We start from the raw sequence: 16,854 nt of genomic DNA, 5'->3' as shown, positions 1-16,854 counted from the left end.
GGAGAAATGCCCGTCAGGGCAATGAGGGGCGGCGCTGACCGTCAAGTAGAGCGGCGCCAAGCCCGAGCATATTCGCCCCAAGGCTGATCAGTCGGTGGTTCTGTGCGCTCACCCTTGCTCACAAGGGTAGCGCCATCTGAGGCTAATAATGCCGCGCCGATGCTGGTGCCGGTCGCGGTCTCCGACGCGACGACCGGCCGTCCTGTCGCCGCCGCCAGCATGCGGATGAAGAGCCGGTTCTGCGCGAACGGCCCTTCGACGATCGTCGGCCCGTCGCCGCCGATAAGGTCAAGGCAGGTCGTGGTCATCAGCGCCAGATAGAACGAGATGGCGGCGAAACGCTGGCCACTGCTCAGGCCCTCGGCATTGGTCCATTGCGCGGTGCGCTGCGGGAAAGGTCCGGACCCGAGCTGAGTGGAAGGCAGCAGCAAGATTTTTCGCGCCAGCACGTCGGCAACGTCGTCCTCGCTCCAGTCCTGCGGCGTGCCATCGGTGAGCAGCGAGAACTCCCGCCCGCCCATGAAGCGCGCCGATGGCACGGGATCCCCAAGCGCGTTGACGTTGACCAGCGTGTCGCGCGCCGGATCGAGTTCCACCTTCCTGCCGCCAACCGCCATCGACACCACCCAGGTGCCGGTCGAAACGACGGAGAAGGGCGGCGCGTCGGAGATGAGGTGCGGCAGCAGCGAGGCGTTGGAATCGTGCAGCCCGCAAAACACCAGCGTTTGCGGATCGAGCCCGGTCTGCTTGGCGAGCGGCGGCAGGATCGGCCCCAGCCGGTCCTTCGCCGGCCGCACCGGCGCCATCAGCCGGCGCCAGCCCATCCGATCTACCAGCGAGGAATAGTCCGCCTTCCACGGGTTCCAGAGATCGGTGTGGCAGCCGAGCGAGGTCACCTCATTGGCGGCAATGCCGGTAAGCCGCAAAGCCCAGTACTGCGCATACATCAGGATCGCTGCTGCCCTGGCGAATTCGGCGGGAAAGCGCTTCTGTTGAAAGAACAGCTGCGCCCCGACATTGAGGCCGGCCGGCAGGCGCGGTGTACCGGTCTCGGCAAAGGGCGGGCGGATTGCATCATAGTCCTCCGCGACCTGGTCGGGGCCGCCGAATTCGTAGTCGATCACCGGCAGCGCAAGCCTGCCTTCTGCATCGACCACCACCCCCGTCGCGCCATGGGTAGCAATCGATATGGCGTCGATCCGCTGCTCGTGGTGGAGTTCGGCCAGGCTGTCGAGGATGAACGCCCACAAGCGCTCGACGTCGTGATGCGGGTAGGGGCCACCGGTAGAAGCCGCGTTCGCCGCGCGGCGCAGCGCCGCCTCACGCATGGTCGCGAGATCGACCAGCGCCACCTTGGCGTTCGTCTTGCCGATATCGATGACGGCGACGTGGCGGATCATGCCATATGGAACATTGTTTCCAGCGGCACCGCCACCGGCTCGTTGTCGGGCTTCGTTTCCATGATGTCGGCCATATGCACCCACCAGCGCTGCATCACGGGGTGCTTCGGCAGGTCGGCCATGCCGTGATCGCTGCTGCGCCACAGCACGCCGAACAGGATGTTGGTCTCCTCGTCGAAATGGATCGAATAGTCGGAAACGCCGACCTCTCTCAGCAGCGTCACCAACTCCGGCCAGATCTCGTCGTGGCGGCGCTTGTACTCGGCCTTCATGCCGGGATTGAGTTTCATCTTGAAGGCGTATTTTTCCATCAGGCGAAGCGTCCTTCGCGCAGCCGCCGCCAGACGATCGGCAGCGCAATGACGATGATCAGCAACAGGCCGATGAAGATCGACATGACGATGCCCGGCACGTTGAGCAGGCCGAGCCCGAACGTCACCAGCCCCATGATGAAGGCGGCAAGCACCACGCCGAGAATACTGCCGGCGCCGCCGAGGATCGAGACACCGCCCAACACCACCATGGTGATCGCTTCCAGTTCGTAGCCCTGCGCGATCGATGGCCTTGTCGAGCCAAGCCGCGAGGTGATCAGCACCGAGGCGATGCCCGACATCAGCCCGGTCAGGCAGAACAGGATGAACTTCGTGCGACCGACGCGCACGCCGGAGAACTGGCAGGCGACCGGATTGTTGCCGATGGCAAAGACCCGCCGGCCGAAGCTGGTCCGATGCAGGATGAACCAGTAGATCACCGCCGCGACCAGGAACAGCGTCAGCTCGAACGACACCACCCACCAGACATAGCCCTGACCGAAGAAGGCGAAGCTTTCGGGATAGCCCTTGTAGGCCTGGTCGCCGAGGATGATGAAAGCTATGCCGCGAAACAGGCTCATCGTGCCGATGGTGACGACGATCGACGGCAGTCCCAGCCGCGTGACGAGCAGCCCGTTGAAGGCGCCGCAGGCCAGGCCGACAACGACGCCGATCGCCACCAGCACCGGCGTGCCTGCGCCGGCCTGCACCGCCATGCCCATCATCGTCGAGGCAAGGGCAACGATTGCCGCGACCGACAGGTCGATCTCGCCCGAAATGATCAGCAGCGCCATGGCGAGCGCGATCAGCCCTTTTTCGGTGAAGTTGAAGGTCAGGTCCGAAAGTGACCACGGATCGAGGAAATAGGGCGAGGCAAAACTGTTCACCGCGAAGATGAGGACCGCGATGACGACGAGCAGCGCCTCCCAGGAGAAGATCGCCGAGGACAGCGGCTTGTCCAACCGGTCCGGGATGTGGCGCGGGGCAGGGGTGTCGGTCATGCCGCTTCCGCCTTTCTCAGGATGATGCGGCCCTGCCGTCGCTCGCCGCGCGCATTGAGCACCACGGCCAGGATGATGGCGCTGCCCGAGATCGCCATCTGCCAGAAGGGCGAGATGTTGATGACCGGCAGCGCATTCGAGATGATGCCGAGGAAGAGCGCGCCGAGCACCGCGCCGCCGACCGAGCCGATGCCGCCGGCAATCGAGATGCCGCCGATGACGCAGGCGGCGATGATGTTGAGCTCATAGCCATTGGCGACCTCGACCGAGGCGATCACATAGCGCGAGATCCACAAGTAGCCGGCGAGCCCGCCGATCATGCCGGAGATGCAGAAGACGATGAATTTGGTGCGCCCGACATTGATGCCGGCATAGACCGAGGCGGTTGGATTGACGCCGATAGCATAGATCGAGCGGCCGATCGCGGTGCGCGTCATCACCACGAAGAACAGCGCGATCACCAGCAGCGCGATCCAGGACAGCACCGGAATGCCGAGGAACGCCGCGCGCTGGAAGCCGATGAAATCCGGGCTCATCTGGTCGGCATTGACCCAGGCGCCGCCAGAAATGACGAAGGTGGCGCCTCGATAAATGGTGAGCGTGCCGAGCGTCACCACGATGGAGGGGATGTTCAGCCGCCACACCAGGAACCCATTGATGGCGCCGAGCACCAGCCCGACGGCGAGAGCAATAACGATCAGCATGGGGATCGGGATCGCCGGATGCGCGGCGTTGAGCATCGCCACCACCATGCCGGTGAAGCACAGGTTGGAGGCCATCGACAGGTCGATCGATCGCGTCAGGATCACCACCATCTGCCCCAACGCCAGGATCATCAGGATCGACGTGTCGTTGAACACCTGACGCAGATTGGCCGGATCGGCGAAGCCGGGGAAGCGGATCGAGATCAGCCCGATCAGCAGCATGATGCCGGCAAGCAGCCAAAGCTCGCGGTATTTGAGGAAATTCTTCATGCCGCGATCCCCGCCGCCGTCCGGACCAGCGTCTCGGCATCGAGCCCCTTGTTGTCGTAGGTGGCCGCGATACGGCCTTCGCGCATCACCACGACGCGGTCCGACATGCCGAGGATTTCGGGCAGTTCCGACGAGACCATGATCACCGATAAGCCTTGCGCCACGAGCTCGGCCATGAAGCCGTGCACGGCGGCCTTGGAGCCGATGTCGATGCCCTTGGTCGGCTCGTCGAGGATGATCACCTTCGGCGTCGTCGCCAGCCATTTGGCGATGACAACCTTCTGCTGGTTGCCGCCTGAGAGCGTGCCGACATCCTGGCTCAGCGAAGAGGCGCGCAGGTCGAGCCGCTCGGTGTAGGAGCGCGCCAGCGCGAACTCCTCCGCCAGCCGCAGCACGCCGGATTTGGAGGTGCGCGACAGCGAAGGCAGCGACACATTCTGGAAGATCGGCAGGCCGATCACCACGCCCTGCTTGCCGCGCTCCTCCGGCACGTAGACGATGCCGCCCTCTATGGAATCGGCGGCCGATTTCGGCGCGATCGTCTTGCCCTCCAATGAGATCGTGCCCCTACTGGTGCGGGTGATGCCCGATATCGCCTGCATCACCTCGCTGCGCCCGGCGCCAACCAGGCCGTAGAAGCCGAGGATCTCGCCCTTGCGCAATTCGAAGCCGATGTCGTCGAACTCGGTCGGATGCGAGAGGCCGGAGACCGACAGCACCGGCGCTCCGATCTTCGGCTCGCGCTGCGGAAAAATATGGTCGACGCTGCGCCCGACCATCATGCGCACCATCTCGTTCTGGCTTGCGTCCTTGAGCAGGCCTTCGCCGACCATCTCGCCGTCGCGGAACACCGTGTAGCGGTCGGCAATGCGGTAGATCTCATCGAATTTGTGGCTGATGAACAGCACGGCCTTGCCGTCGCTCTTCAGGAACTCGATCAGCAGGAAAAGCTCCTCGATCTCCTTCATCGAAAGTGCGGCGGTCGGCTCGTCCATGATGACGATGCGCGCGTCGATCGACATCGCGCGGGCAACGGCCACGAGGTGTTTGTTGGCGATGCCGAGATCCTTCAGCCGCGCATCCGCGTCGATATGGCCGGCGCGCATCGTCTCAAGCACCTCGCGCGCATTTTTGCGCATGGTACGCCAGTCGATGGTGCCGAAGCGGGTGCGCGGCGCGTGGCCGAGGAAGATGTTTTCGGCGACGGATAGATCGTCGAACAGTACGGTTTCCTGATGGATGGCGGTAATGCCGTGGCCGAAGGCAGCATGCGCGCTGGGCAGCGCCGTGACTTGGCCGTCGATGCTGATCTCGCCGGAATCGGGCTGATAGATGCCGGTCATGATCTTGACCAGGGTCGACTTGCCGGCGCCGTTCTCGCCGATCAGCGCCGTCACCTGCCCCGGATAGAGCGACAGGCTGACATTGTGCAACGCGCGGACGCCGGGAAAGCTCTTGGAGATGCCGGACAGCGTCAGGCGTGGGCTCTGCGACGCTCCCGTCGGCTGAGCCCGCTCCGTCTCCACTTTGCGTTGGGCTGTCGTGTCCATAATCGTATCAAGCCTGAAACAAGGTCCGTTCAAAGACGCGGCGGGACCCAACAGCCCCCGCCGCGTTTAGCTTGAGGCTCCTGATCAATAGATCTTGGAGAACTTCTCGATGTTGGTCTTGTCGAACTGGAAGGGCGGAGCCATCGCAGCCGCGTTGGTGTCGTCGAGCGTCACCTTGCCGACGCGGCCGATCGACAGCGTGGCGCCGGGCTTGGCTTCTTCCTTCTTCACCGCCAGGTCATGGGCGAGGTAGATGGCCGAATAGCCGAGGTCGATCGGGTTCCACAGCGCGACAGCCTGCGAAGCGCCGTTGTCGATGAACTTCTTGAACTCCGAAGGCAGCGCCAGGCCGGTGACATTGACCTTGCCGATAAGACCTGCGTCGGTCACCACCTGCGCGGCGGCGACGACGCCGACGGTGGTCGGCGCGATGATCGCCTTGAGGTTCGGATAGGATTTCAGCAGGCCCTTGGCTTCGTCGGTGCTCTTGGCCGAGTCGTCATCGCCATAGACGGTGGCGACGAGCTTGATCTTCGGGAACTTCTCCGGCAGCACTTTCTTGGCCGCTTCGATCCAGGCGTTCTGGTTGGTCGCGGTCGAGGATGCCGACAGGATGGCGACGTCGCCGCCTTCCGGCAGATAGTCGGCGGCAAGCTTGATGATGGTCTCGCCGATCAGGCCGGTATCGGACGGGTTGAGGTGAAGCTGGCGGCCTTCCTTGGCGACGCCCGAATCCCACGAAATGACGGTGATGCCGCGCGCCATCGCCTTCTTCAGCACCGGCACCAGCGCGTCGGCATCATTGGCCGAAACGGCGATCGCGTTGACCTTCTGCGCGATCAGCGAGTTGATCACCTCGATCTGCGCTTCGGCGGTAGCCTTCGTCGGGCCGGTATAGATGACGTCGACATCGCCCAGTTCCTTGGCAGCTTCCTCGGCGCCCTTGTTGGCGGCGTCGAAGAAGCCGTTGCCGAGCGACTTCACCACCAGCGCGATCTTGACGTTTTCGGCATAGGCGGCATTCACGAACATAGCGGCGGAAAAGGCCGCCGTGACCAGCAGTTTCTTCAAAAAGCTCATCGAATATCCTCCCTTGAGCGTTGCATTTCCATCGCCGCTGCGGGCGTGAGTTGATCTCAGGCCTGCAGTGAAGATTCTTCCTTCTCGTTTGCCGGCTTGCGCGCGACGATCACCGCGACCCCCGCCGTCTCCAGCATCTTGGCTTCGCGATCCTCGATTCCGTCATCGGTGATCACGGTCGCGATGCGCGACAGCCCGCACAGGATCAGGCTCGAGCGCATGCGGAACTTCGAGGAATCGACCAGAACCACCAATTCGTCGGCCTGGTCGATCAGCTTCTGCTCGGCCTGGATCAGCAGCGGATCGCCTTCCATCAGCCCAAGCGGGCCCAGGCCTTGCGCACCCATGAACATGCGGCGCGCATAGAAGTTGCGCGTCACGTCATTGTCGAAAGGCGAAAGGATGATGTTCTGCTCGCGGTAGATGGTGCCGCCCGACAGCATCACCGTGTTCTTCGAGTGCTTGAGCAGATGCTCGGCGATCGGAAAGGAATTGGTGAAGATCGGCATGCGCCGGCCGGAAAGGAAATGCACCATCTGGAAGGTGGTGGTGCCGCCATTGATGATGATCGGCTCGCCGTCCTGGCAAAGGCTCACCGCTTCGCGCGCGATCGCCCGCTTCTGCGCGGCGTTCAGCGTCTCGTTGACCGAGAAGGGCCGGCCGGCGAGGCCGATGAACTGCGGCGGCGAGATCGCCTCGGCGCCGCCGCGCACGCGGCGCAGGCGCTTCTGCACATGCAGCGCCGCAATATCGCGCCGGATCGTCGCCTCCGAGGAGTCCGTCAGCTCGACCATCTCCTGCACCGTCACCACAGGTTTTTCCTGGACGGCGGACAGAATGATCCTGTGGCGCTCTTTCTCGTGCATGGTTCCTCCCCTGCCTGGCCATCTAGGCACTCAAAACAAGCAGTGTCAATCATTTCCGATCATATAATTTCATTGTGCAGTGCAATATGATCGATGTTGATCGTTTGTGATTGACAAACGGCCTGCTTGCGTAGACATTTCGCAGCGAAAAGGGACCGCGCCTTTCGCGTTCTCAAGGGAGGATACCTATGCTCGACAAGCGCTCCGGCTCGCGCCTCGCCAACCTTTGGGACGATGCGAAGGCCGAGGGTATGAGCGGGCCCGAGCTTCTGGTCTACCGCTCGAACACGCTCGGCTCCGACAAGCGCGTCACCAACTACGGCGGCGGCAACACCTCGTCCAAGGTCTGGCAGAAGGATCCGCTGACCGGCGAGGAGGTCGAGGTGCTGTGGGTCAAGGGTTCGGGCGGCGACAGCGCGTCGATCAAGCTCGACGGCTTCGCTACACTCTACATGGACAAATTGCGCGCGCTAAAGGGCCTCTATCGCGGTGTCGAGCATGAGGACGAGATGGTCGGCTATCTGCCGCACTGCACCTTCAACCTCAATCCGCGCGCGGCTTCGATCGACACGCCGTTGCACGCCTATGTGCCGAAGGCTTGCGTCGACCATATGCACCCCGACGCCATCATCGCCATCGCCGCGGCCAAGGATTCGAAAGCCCTGACCAAGGAGATCTTCGGCGACGCCATCGGCTGGTTGCCATGGAAGCGGCCGGGATTCGAACTCGGTCTGTGGCTGGAGAAATTCTGTCTCGAACATCCCGAGGCCAAGGGCGTCGTGCTGGAGAGCCACGGCCTGTTCACCTGGGGCGACACGCCGAAGGAATGCTACGAGACGACGATTTCGGTGATCAACCAGGCGATGGAATGGTTCGAGCGCCGCTCCGAAGGCGTGGCGATCTTCGGCGGCGAGGCGGTGAAATCGCTCGATGCCGCAGCGCGCCGCGCCATCGCGGCAAAACTGATGCCGAGGATTCGCGGCCTGATCTCCGAAAAGGGCCACAAGCTCGGCCATTTCGACGACCAGCCCGCCGTGCTCGAATTCGTCAATTCGAAGAATTTGCGCCCACTTGCGGCGTTGGGCACATCGTGCCCGGACCATTTCCTGCGCACCAAGATCCGGCCGCTGGTTATCGAATTCGATCCGGCCAAGCCCGACGTCGATGCGGTTATCGAGCGCCTTGCCGACAATATCGCCGAATACCGCGCCGGCTACCAGGCCTATTATGACAGCTGCAAACACGCGGATTCGCCCGCCATTCGTGATCCCAACGCCGTGGTCTATCTGATGCCGGGCGTCGGCATGTTCACCTTTGCCGGCGACAAGGCGACGGCGCGCATCTCCGGCGAATTCTACGTTAACGCCATCAATGTCATGCGCGGCGCCTCGACCGTCTCGTCCTATGTCGGCCTGCCCGCACAGGAAGCCTTCGACATCGAATACTGGCAGCTCGAAGATTTGAAACTGCAGCGCATGCCGAAGCCGAAGTCGCTTGCCGGCCGGATCGCGCTGGTCACCGGCGGCGCCGGCGGCATCGGCCGCGCCACCGCCACCCGGCTGCTGCGCGAGGGCGCCTGCGTGGTGCTGGCCGATATCGACGAGGCAGCGCTCACCAGCGCCAATGACGAACTGGCCAAGGCCTACGGCAGGGATTTCGTCCGGCCGGTGCGGATCGACGTCACCTCGGAGGATCAGGTCATCGCCGGCTTCGCCGAAACAGCGGTCGAGTTCGGTGGCATCGATATTCTGGTCTCGAATGCCGGGCTGGCCTCCTCAGCGCCGATCGAGGAGACGACGCTGGCGCTCTGGAACCGCAACATGGAAATCCTGTCCACCGGCTATTTCCTCGTGTCGCGCGAGGCCTTCCGGCTGTTCCGCGCCCAGAAGATCGGCGGCAATGTCGTCTTCGTCGCTTCCAAGAACGGCCTTGCCGCCTCGCCCAACGCCGCCGCCTATTGCACCGCCAAGGCGGCCGAGATCCATCTCGCGCGCTGCCTGGCGCTGGAAGGCGCAGAGGCGCAGATCCGCGTCAATGTCGTCAATCCCGACGCCGTGCTGCGCGGCTCCAAGATTTGGACCGGCGAGTGGAAGGAACAGCGCGCCGCCGCCTACAAGATGTCGACTGATGAGCTCGAGGAACATTACCGCTCGCGCTCGATGCTGAAGCGCTCGGTCTTTCCGGAAGATATCGCCGAGGCGATCTATTTCTTCGCCTCCGACATGTCGGCCAAGTCCACGGGGAATATCGTCAACGTCGACGCCGGCAACGCGCAGAGCTTTACGCGGTAGGCGCGCGCTTCCCTTCTCCCCGTTCTAGGGGAGAAGGTGCCCGAAGGGCGGATGAGGAGCGGCGCCAGCTTAACGAGTACTGGGAGGAAGTGCAGTGTCCGAAACAATCATCTCCGCCGACGTCGTCGAGAAGAGCAACACCACCCGCAAAGCAGATCTCGAACGCGACTACGCCTCGCTCGGCGAGCGCCTCGACCGCCGAGGCATCGCCATCGACGCCATTCGCAACAAGGTCGAGAAATTCGCCGTGGCGATTCCCTCCTGGGGTGTCGGCACGGGCGGCACCCGCTTTGCCCGCTTTCCCGGCCCCGGCGAACCGCGCGACATCTTCGACAAAATCGAGGACTGCGCCGTCATTAAGCAACTGACGCAGGCGACGCCGACCGTATCGCTGCACATCCCGTGGGACAAGGCCGATCCGAACCGGCTGAAGCAGGCGGCCTCGCGCTTTGGCCTCGGCTTCGACGCCATGAATTCCAACACCTTCTCCGACGCCAAGGACCAGAAGCTGTCCTACAAGTTCGGCTCACTGTCGCATGCCGATGCCGGCACGCGCCGCCAGGCGGTCGAGCACAATCTCGAATGCATCGAGATCGGCAAGACGCTTGGGTCGAAGGCGCTGACCGTGTGGATCGGCGATGGCTCCAACTTCCCCGGCCAGGTCAATTTCGCAAAGGCCTTCGAGCGCTACCTCGATGCCATGCGCGAAATCTATGCCGGCCTGCCGGACGACTGGCGGCTGTTCACCGAGCACAAGATGTACGAGCCGGCCTTCTATTCGACCGTCGTGCAGGATTGGGGCACCAACTACATCATCGCCAAGGAACTTGGCGATAAGGCCTTCTGCCTGGTCGACCTTGGCCACCATGCGCCCAACGTCAACATCGAGATGATCGTGTCGCGGCTGATCCAGTTCAAAAAACTCGGCGGCTTCCACTTCAACGATTCCAAATATGGCGACGACGATCTCGATACCGGCTCGATCGATCCCTACCGGCTGTTCCTGGTCTTCAACGAATTGGTCGATGCCGAGCTTTCCGGCGCGAAAGGATTCAACCCCGCCCACATGCTCGACCAGAGCCACAATGTCACCGACCCGATCGAAAGCCTGATGCTGTCGGCGGTCGAAGTGCAGCGCGCCTACGCGCAGGCGCTGCTGGTCGACCGCGAGGCGCTGGAAGGTTTCCAGGAAGCCAACGATGCGCTGATGGCGACGCAGACATTGAAGGCCGCCTACCGCACCGATGTCGAGCCGATCCTCGCCATGGCGCGGCTGAAGACGGGCGGCGCCATCGATCCGGTAGCCGCCTATCGCGAAGCCGGCTACCGGGCGAAGGTCGCGGCGGAGCGCCCGGCGGTCGCCGGCGGCGGCGGCGGGATTGTTTGAGACCTCGACCAGTTTGCCTGCACTCCCCCTCATCCGGCCGCTTCGCGGCCACCTTCTCCCCGAGGGAGAAGAGGTTCACGTCGACGCTGACCGGCTCCTCTCCCCTCGGGGGAGAGGTCGGATTGCCCCGAATTGCCTTTCGCAATTCGGCTGGCAATCCGGGTGAGGGGCACGGTTCTGCCCGCTGCTTCAATTGTTATTGGACTAAATCCCCACAACGGTCTTTCCTGTGTGCAACCAACGCCAGGAGCACCGCCATGCCCTTGACCCGCCGGACGCTGATTGGCGTCACCCTTTCGCTCGCATTCGCGCTCACGCCATCCGCCTCCGTCTTCGCCGCCTCGCCGCAACCAGCCAAGGGCGAGCACGGCATGGTGGTGACCGCCCAGCATCTCGCCACGCAAGTCGGTGTCGACGTGCTGAAGAAGGGCGGCAATGCGGTCGATGCCGCCGTCGCCGTCGGCTATGCGCTGGCCGTGGTTTATCCCGACGCCGGCAATATCGGCGGCGGCGGCTTCATGACCATCCGTCTGAAGGACGGCCGCTCGACCTTCATCGATTTCCGCGAGCGGGCGCCGCTTGCCGCGACCAAGACCATGTACCTCGACAAGGACGGCAATCCGGTGAAGGGCGCCAGCCTCGACGGCTACCTTGCCGTCGGCGTGCCGGGTTCGGTGGCCGGCTTCGAGATGGCTCGCCAGAAATACGGCACCTTGTCGAGGCAGGATCTGATGGCGCCGGCGATTGCTTATGCCAAGGATGGCTTCGTGCTCAACCAGGGCGACGCCGCGTCGTTCGCCGGCAACGCCGACAGGCTGGCGAAGGACCCGGCGGCGGCCGCCATCTTCCTGAAAAAGGACGGCAAGCCCTACGGTATCGGCGAGAAGCTCGTCCAACCGGACCTTGCCGCCTCGCTGTCGGCGATCTCGGAAAAAGGTCCGGACGCGTTCTATAAGGGCGCCATTGCCGACGCCATCGTCAAGGCGAGCGGCGCCAAGGGCGGCATCCTGGCCAAGGCCGATTTCGAGCAATACGCCGTGCGCGAGCTGAAGCCTGTCACTTGCACCTATCGCGGCTACGAGATCATCTCCTCGGCGCCGCCGAGCTCCGGCGGCGTCATCATCTGCGAAATCCTCAATGTGCTCGAAGGCTATCCATTGTCCTATCTCGGCGCCGGCTCGGCCGAGACGGTCCATGTCATGGTGGAAGCCATGCGCCATGCCTATATCGACCGCAACTCGGCGCTCGGCGATCCGGATTTCGTCGACAACCCCGTCCCCAAGCTGCTCGACAAGGGCTACGCCAAGGACATTCGCGACAAGATCGACCCGTTCCGCGCCGGCGTCTCGAAAGACCTGATGCCCAAAGGCTTCGGCGAGTCGAAGGAAACGACGCATTACTCGATCATCGACAATGACGGCAATGCGGTCGCAGTGACCTATACGCTGAACGGCTCCTTCGGCGCGGGCGTCGTCGCCGCCGGCACCGGCATCCTGCTCAACAACGAGATGGACGATTTCACCCAAAAACCCGGCGTGCCCAACCTCTACGGGCTGGTCCAAGGCGAGGCCAACGCCATCCAGCCGAAGAAGACGCCTCTGTCCTCGATGAGCCCGACGGTGGTGACCAGGGACGGCAAGCCGTTCATGGTCATCGGCAGCCCCGGCGGTTCGCGCATCATCACCATCACGCTGGAGGCGATCGTCAACGTCATCGACCACCGCATGAACATCCAGGAGGCGATCGACGCGCCGCGCATCCACCATCAATGGCTGCCCGACACCGTCTATATCGAGCCGTTCGGTCTATCCCCGGACACCGAAAAACTGCTCGCCGGCTTGGGCTATCACCTTAATCTCGCTGACCAGACGTGGGGACAGGCGGCCGGCATCCTGGTTGGTGGCAAGAGCCTGGCGGAAATCGAGAAAGGCGGCGGCGCCCGCTACAACGGCGCCATCGACAGCCGCGCTGCATCGGGTGAGGCGCTGGGATATTAGCGCAACTCCAGGAAAAGTGTGACACGGTTTTCCGTCCGGAATTGCGTAAAAACACAAAGAGATAGTGGCTCCCTCTGATCCCCGATCAGATGACCAGCGTTAAGGTAGAGCCGATCAGGAGCACCGCCGCAATGCCGACGAACAGCGCATAAATGCGCGGGCGGTCGAGCAGCAAGGCATTGCCGGAAATCCAGGCGGCAGTGGCGCCGCCGAGCGCGAACAGGAAGCCGTTGCGGTGGCCGAAAGTCATCGAGGCGGCCATCAGCCCGCCGATGATCAGCGCGCCGAAAACGATGATCACGGCGACGGCGTATTTCTCGAAATCATTGCTGCCCGCGCTTGGCCCTATTGCGTTCAGATTCGGCAGATCGTCCGGATCGAACGGGTTGGCCGAGCCGTATTCGTCTTGACCGATGGATTCGCGCATCACTCATTCTCCGCTGAGCGGCAACAAACCATCAACGCCTGCCGAGCGCAACCAGCAACGCCGTTGCTGTGATATGTTCAGCACCCGATGGTGCCGACGCGCCACGGTCTGCCGGTCGCGTTCAACGGTCTGATGGGCGATGCGGTTCCAAAGAGCAATTCCAGGAAAGCGCAAAGCGGCTTTTCCGTTCGGAATTGCTTGAAAACTCACGACAAAGATGAATCGTTTTGGGCTCGATCTATCTGGAAAAATCGCTGCGCACGATGCCGTGGCGCTGCAGCTTGTCGTAGAAGGTCTTGCGCGGAATGCCGAGCGCCTCGATCGTGCGCCGGACGTCGCCGTCATTGCGGCCAAGTGTCTCGCGGATGATCTCGGCCTCGTAGCGCTCCAGCCGCTCCGGCAATGAAATAGCGGCGTCGGGCTCCGCCTTCGCTGGGGAAGAGCTGCCGCCCGCTTCCTCCAGCCCGAGAACGAATCGTTCAGCGAAATGGGCGAGCTCGCGCACATTGCCCGGCCAATCGTGTTCTCTCAGCTGGCGCTGGATGGCGGCAGGCGCTGTCGGCACCGGCCGCCGGAAGCGCGCGGCGGCGCGCTCGGCGAAATAGCCGAACAGCAGCGGCACGTCGTCCCGCCGCTCGCGCAAAGGCGGGATCGAGATCGTCACCACATTGAGCCGGTAATAAAGGTCCTCGCGGAAGGCGCCGCGTTGCCCGGGATCGCCGAGATCGACCTTGGCGGCGGCGACGACGCGCAGGTCGACCGGCCGGACCTCGTTGGTGCCGAGCGGCGTCACCTCGCGCATTTCCAGCACGCGCAGCATCTGCACCTGGGTCGTGGGCGGCATGCTTTCGATCTCGTCGAGGAACAGCGTGCCGCCGCTCGAATGCTCGATGCGGCCGATGCGCTTTTTCTGCGCGCCGGTGAAGGCGCCGGCCTCGTGGCCGAACAATTCGCTCTCGATCACCGTCTCTGGCAGCGTGCCGCAATTGAGCGCGACGAAATTGCCTTTGGCGCGGCGACTCCAGCGATGCAGCAGGCTCGCCACCACTTCCTTACCGGAGCCTGTCTCGCCGGTCACCAACACGTCGACATCGGTGTCGGCGATCTGCCGCAGCGTGCGGCGCAGCCGCTCCATCGCCGGCGTCTGGCCGATCAGCGGCAGACTGTCCTGCGCCTGCTCGGCCGCCTCGCACAAGGCGCGGTTTTCCATCACCAGCCGGCGCTTTTCCGCCGCGCGCCACACACTTTGCGCCAGCCTGTCGGCAGCGAACGGCTTGGTGATGAAGTCGTAGGCGCCGTCCTTGATTGCCTTGACCGCCATCGCGATGTCGCCGTGTCCGGTAACGAGGATGACGGGGATGTCCGGGTCGAGGTCGACCACGCGGTCGAAGAGCTGCAGGCCGTCCATCTCGGGCATGCGGATGTCCGACACCACAACGCCGGCAAAGCTCGCGTCGAGGGCGGCAAGCGCTTCGCTTGGCGAGGCGAAGGCTGAGACTGCGAAGCCGGCGAGCTCCAGCGTCTGCTTTGTCGCCTTGAGCAGGTCGCCGTCGTCATCGATCAGGATGACCGGGTTGCCGTTGGTCATGCCGCGCCGGCTTTCGAGAGGTGGACGGTGAAACGGGTGCCTTGGCCGCTGCTCGAAACCTCGATGCGCCCGCCATAATCGGCGACGATGTCCTTGGAGATGACGAGGCCGAGCCCGAGGCCCTTTTCTTTCGAGGTGTTGAACGGCGTGAACAGCGATTTCAGGATCGACGGCGGGATACCCGGCCCGTTGTCGGACACAATGAGCGTCACGTCGTCGGCGGTCTCCGCGGCGGAGACCTCGACCGCCGCGTCGTCACGACCTTCCAGCGCTTCCAGCGCGTTCTGGAACAGATTGATCAGCACCTGCTCCAGCCGCAGCCGGTTGCCCATCACCTTGAGCGTCGGCGGCGGCAGCGTGATAGCCAGCGCCTCGATCCGTCCGGCAAAGCGGCTCCTGAGCAGCACGACGGCGCCTTCGATGACGGATCGCAGCTCGACTGCCTCGGCCGCGGTGCGGCCCTTGCGGGCGAACGCCTTCAACTCTTCGGTTATGCTGCCGATGCGCTCCGTCAGCGCGGCGATGGCGCCAAGGTTTTCCTCGGCCGGCGTCGTCTGCTTGCGTTCCAGGAACACGCGCGCATTGTCGGCATAGGCGCGGATGGTCGCCACCGGCTGGTTGATCTCATGCGCCACGCCGGCGGCGACCTGACCGAGGGTGGCGAGACGGTTGGCCTGTACCAGCTCCTGCTGCATGACCTGCAGCCTGGCTTCGGTGCTGCGGTGATCGGCGATTTCGGCCTGCAACCGGTCGCGCGCCAGGCTGAGGTCCTGGGTGCGCTCGACAACGCGGCGTTCGAGTTCCGCACGCGCCACCTGTTCGGCAGCGATCCGCATCTGCGCCGACTGCCGGCGCCACAACAGATAGGCGGCGAGGGCGATGAGCGGAATGACCGCGCCGAGCGCCAAAAGCCGCATCTCGCGCTGCGCCGCGGCAATCGGCGCCTCGGCCGGGACGAGATAGTCGAGCCGCCACGGCGTCGAGGTCACCGGCGTCGAAAGGCGAAGATACTGCGCATCGCTGCCGCCCGGCATGATGGCGTGGACCAGCGCGACATCGGCGCTCAGCGCCTGCAGCCGCGTGATCGGCAGCGGCACCAGCGGCGCCTCGCCGAACTGCTGGCTGGCGCGGATGTCAGCCGTGACTGAGGGGGCCAGCGGCGCCGTCGTCATGAAGCGCCAGGAAGGCACGCTGGTGATCAGCACGATGCCGTGCTCGTCACTGACATAGGCGGGGCGGTTCGCCTCGTGCCAGTCGGCCTCGAGCTGGTCGAACTCCATCTTGACGACGACAACGCCGAGCGGCGCTGCCGCGCTGCCGACGCGGCGCGAAATGTAGAGACCCGGACGCTTGCTGACATTGCCGAGCGCGAAATACTCGGCCGTGCCGGACTGCATCGCGCCCGAAAAATAGGCGCGAAAACCGTAGTCGTTGCCGACGAAGCTCACCGGTTCGCGCCAGTTGCTGGAGGCGATCGCCAATCCATCCGTGCCGGTGACATAGAGCACCGAGGCCTTGGTGCCGGAAACCAGCCCTTCGAGCTTGCGATTGAGCACATCGATCGAGGCAGGGCTGCGCTCGCTCAGCGCGTCATGCACCTGCTGATCTTCGGACAGGAGCAGCGGCAGTGCGCGCGGATTCTCCAGCACCGCGCGCAGCAGCGCGACCTTGAGATTGGCATCCGTGCGACCTTGCGCGGATAGCGCCTCGATCTCGGTCGAACGGCCGTAGAGGCCGGCACCGTAGAGCGCTGCCAGCACGATCAGAAATGCGATCGCCGCGAACAGCAGCCAGGCGCGCCGCGCCCGCCCGGCGAGCAGTTCGGGCGTCGAGGCGAAGGCAGCGGCGGAGCGTTGCAGCATGCCGCATTTGTGCATGATTTCGCACAAAGCACAATTCGACCTATGCGGATAGCCGCACCGCTACCCTGGAACGCGTCCTCGGATCGGGCGAAAAACCCTGCAAAATCAATGAAAAGAGTC

The 16,854-nt window shown here is 63.8% G+C and carries 13 protein-coding genes; 3 read left to right on the top strand and 10 right to left on the bottom strand.

Annotated elements, in window-relative coordinates:
• Nucleotides 1–41: 41 nt before the first annotated feature.
• The 7 genes from FJ974_RS27205 to FJ974_RS27175 all read right to left on the bottom strand — a co-directional run bounded on the left by FJ974_RS27205 (nucleotide 42) and on the right by FJ974_RS27175 (nucleotide 7,182).
• On the bottom strand, nucleotides 42–1,400 hold the full coding sequence (locus FJ974_RS27205; protein WP_140532951.1) for an FGGY-family carbohydrate kinase: 1,359 nt from the start codon (nucleotides 1,398–1,400) through the stop codon (nucleotides 42–44).
• Nucleotides 1,397–1,711 carry an L-rhamnose mutarotase gene (gene rhaM / locus FJ974_RS27200; RefSeq protein ID WP_181177090.1) on the bottom strand — a complete coding sequence of 105 codons (315 nt, stop codon included), beginning with the start codon at nucleotides 1,709–1,711 and terminating at the stop codon, nucleotides 1,397–1,399. The genes FJ974_RS27205 and rhaM overlap by 4 nt, the downstream gene beginning before the upstream one ends.
• Entirely contained in the window at nucleotides 1,711–2,712 is a 1,002-nt protein-coding gene (locus FJ974_RS27195; RefSeq protein WP_140532952.1) for an ABC transporter permease, read from the bottom strand. The genes rhaM and FJ974_RS27195 overlap by 1 nt, the downstream gene beginning before the upstream one ends.
• Nucleotides 2,709–3,686, bottom strand: a complete 978-nt coding sequence (locus FJ974_RS27190) for an ABC transporter permease (protein WP_140532953.1) — start codon at nucleotides 3,684–3,686, stop codon at nucleotides 2,709–2,711. Before FJ974_RS27190 ends, FJ974_RS27195 begins: the two co-directional genes overlap by 4 nt.
• Nucleotides 3,683–5,236, bottom strand: a complete 1,554-nt coding sequence (locus FJ974_RS27185) for a sugar ABC transporter ATP-binding protein (RefSeq protein WP_140532954.1) — start codon at nucleotides 5,234–5,236, stop codon at nucleotides 3,683–3,685. Before FJ974_RS27185 ends, FJ974_RS27190 begins: the two co-directional genes overlap by 4 nt.
• An 84-nt stretch (nucleotides 5,237–5,320) precedes the next feature.
• Complete coding sequence (rhaS, locus tag FJ974_RS27180; protein WP_140532955.1) at nucleotides 5,321–6,316, bottom strand: rhamnose ABC transporter substrate-binding protein; 996 nt, start codon at nucleotides 6,314–6,316, stop codon at nucleotides 5,321–5,323.
• Between the two features lie 56 nt (nucleotides 6,317–6,372).
• Complete coding sequence (locus FJ974_RS27175; RefSeq protein WP_140532956.1) at nucleotides 6,373–7,182, bottom strand: DeoR/GlpR family DNA-binding transcription regulator; 810 nt, start codon at nucleotides 7,180–7,182, stop codon at nucleotides 6,373–6,375.
• Nucleotides 7,183–7,370: 188 nt separating this feature from the next.
• Here FJ974_RS27175 and FJ974_RS27170 point away from each other — a divergent pair, with 188 nt between their 5' ends.
• The 3 genes from FJ974_RS27170 to ggt all read left to right on the top strand — a co-directional run bounded on the left by FJ974_RS27170 (nucleotide 7,371) and on the right by ggt (nucleotide 12,857).
• On the top strand, nucleotides 7,371–9,473 hold the full coding sequence (locus tag FJ974_RS27170; RefSeq protein ID WP_140532957.1) for a bifunctional rhamnulose-1-phosphate aldolase/short-chain dehydrogenase: 2,103 nt from the start codon (nucleotides 7,371–7,373) through the stop codon (nucleotides 9,471–9,473).
• Nucleotides 9,474–9,567: 94 nt separating this feature from the next.
• Nucleotides 9,568–10,860, top strand: coding sequence for an L-rhamnose catabolism isomerase (rhaI, locus tag FJ974_RS27165; protein ID WP_140532958.1), 1,293 nt, complete (start codon nucleotides 9,568–9,570; stop codon nucleotides 10,858–10,860).
• Between the two features lie 257 nt (nucleotides 10,861–11,117).
• A complete protein-coding gene (gene ggt, locus FJ974_RS27160) occupies nucleotides 11,118–12,857 on the top strand; it encodes a gamma-glutamyltransferase (RefSeq protein ID WP_140532959.1) in 1,740 nt (579 codons plus the stop codon).
• 85 nt (nucleotides 12,858–12,942) lie between these two features.
• On the opposite strand, the gene FJ974_RS27155 is transcribed toward ggt, so the two are convergent.
• From FJ974_RS27155 to FJ974_RS27145, 3 genes are all read right to left on the bottom strand, one after another.
• The gene (locus FJ974_RS27155; RefSeq protein ID WP_140532960.1) at nucleotides 12,943–13,284 is read right to left on the bottom strand and encodes a hypothetical protein; all 342 of its coding nucleotides are present in this window, start codon (nucleotides 13,282–13,284) and stop codon (nucleotides 12,943–12,945) included.
• A gap of 238 nt (nucleotides 13,285–13,522) precedes the next feature.
• The gene (locus FJ974_RS27150) at nucleotides 13,523–14,872 is read right to left on the bottom strand and encodes a sigma-54-dependent transcriptional regulator (RefSeq protein ID WP_140532961.1); all 1,350 of its coding nucleotides are present in this window, start codon (nucleotides 14,870–14,872) and stop codon (nucleotides 13,523–13,525) included.
• Nucleotides 14,869–16,734 (bottom strand): sensor histidine kinase, encoded by a 1,866-nt coding sequence (locus FJ974_RS27145; RefSeq protein WP_181177091.1) that lies wholly within the window; start codon nucleotides 16,732–16,734, stop codon nucleotides 14,869–14,871. The genes FJ974_RS27150 and FJ974_RS27145 overlap by 4 nt, the downstream gene beginning before the upstream one ends.
• Nucleotides 16,735–16,854 lie beyond the last annotated feature (120 nt).

The sequence above is a fragment of the Mesorhizobium sp. B1-1-8 genome, from assembly GCF_006442795.2.
In the GTDB taxonomy this organism is placed as follows: domain Bacteria; phylum Pseudomonadota; class Alphaproteobacteria; order Rhizobiales; family Rhizobiaceae; genus Mesorhizobium.
Note: the sequence above shows the minus strand (reverse complement) of the source record. Positions and strands in the feature narration are given on the sequence as shown.

Excerpts from the sequence above, each read along its gene's own strand:
- FJ974_RS27205 (WP_140532951.1), bottom strand. The coding sequence starts at position 1,400 with ATGATCCGCCACGTCGCCGTCATCGATATCGGCAAGACGAACGCCAAG.
- rhaM (WP_181177090.1), bottom strand. The coding sequence starts at position 1,711 with ATGGAAAAATACGCCTTCAAGATGAAACTCAATCCCGGCATGAAGGCC.
- FJ974_RS27195 (WP_140532952.1), bottom strand. The coding sequence starts at position 2,712 with ATGACCGACACCCCTGCCCCGCGCCACATCCCGGACCGGTTGGACAAG.
- FJ974_RS27190 (WP_140532953.1), bottom strand. The coding sequence starts at position 3,686 with ATGAAGAATTTCCTCAAATACCGCGAGCTTTGGCTGCTTGCCGGCATC.
- FJ974_RS27185 (WP_140532954.1), bottom strand. The coding sequence starts at position 5,236 with ATGGACACGACAGCCCAACGCAAAGTGGAGACGGAGCGGGCTCAGCCG.
- rhaS (WP_140532955.1), bottom strand. The coding sequence starts at position 6,316 with ATGAGCTTTTTGAAGAAACTGCTGGTCACGGCGGCCTTTTCCGCCGCT.
- FJ974_RS27175 (WP_140532956.1), bottom strand. The coding sequence starts at position 7,182 with ATGCACGAGAAAGAGCGCCACAGGATCATTCTGTCCGCCGTCCAGGAA.
- FJ974_RS27170 (WP_140532957.1), top strand. The coding sequence starts at position 7,371 with ATGCTCGACAAGCGCTCCGGCTCGCGCCTCGCCAACCTTTGGGACGAT.
- ggt (WP_140532959.1), top strand. The coding sequence starts at position 11,118 with ATGCCCTTGACCCGCCGGACGCTGATTGGCGTCACCCTTTCGCTCGCA.
- FJ974_RS27155 (WP_140532960.1), bottom strand. The coding sequence starts at position 13,284 with ATGCGCGAATCCATCGGTCAAGACGAATACGGCTCGGCCAACCCGTTC.
- FJ974_RS27150 (WP_140532961.1), bottom strand. The coding sequence starts at position 14,872 with ATGACCAACGGCAACCCGGTCATCCTGATCGATGACGACGGCGACCTG.
- FJ974_RS27145 (WP_181177091.1), bottom strand. The coding sequence starts at position 16,734 with ATGCTGCAACGCTCCGCCGCTGCCTTCGCCTCGACGCCCGAACTGCTC.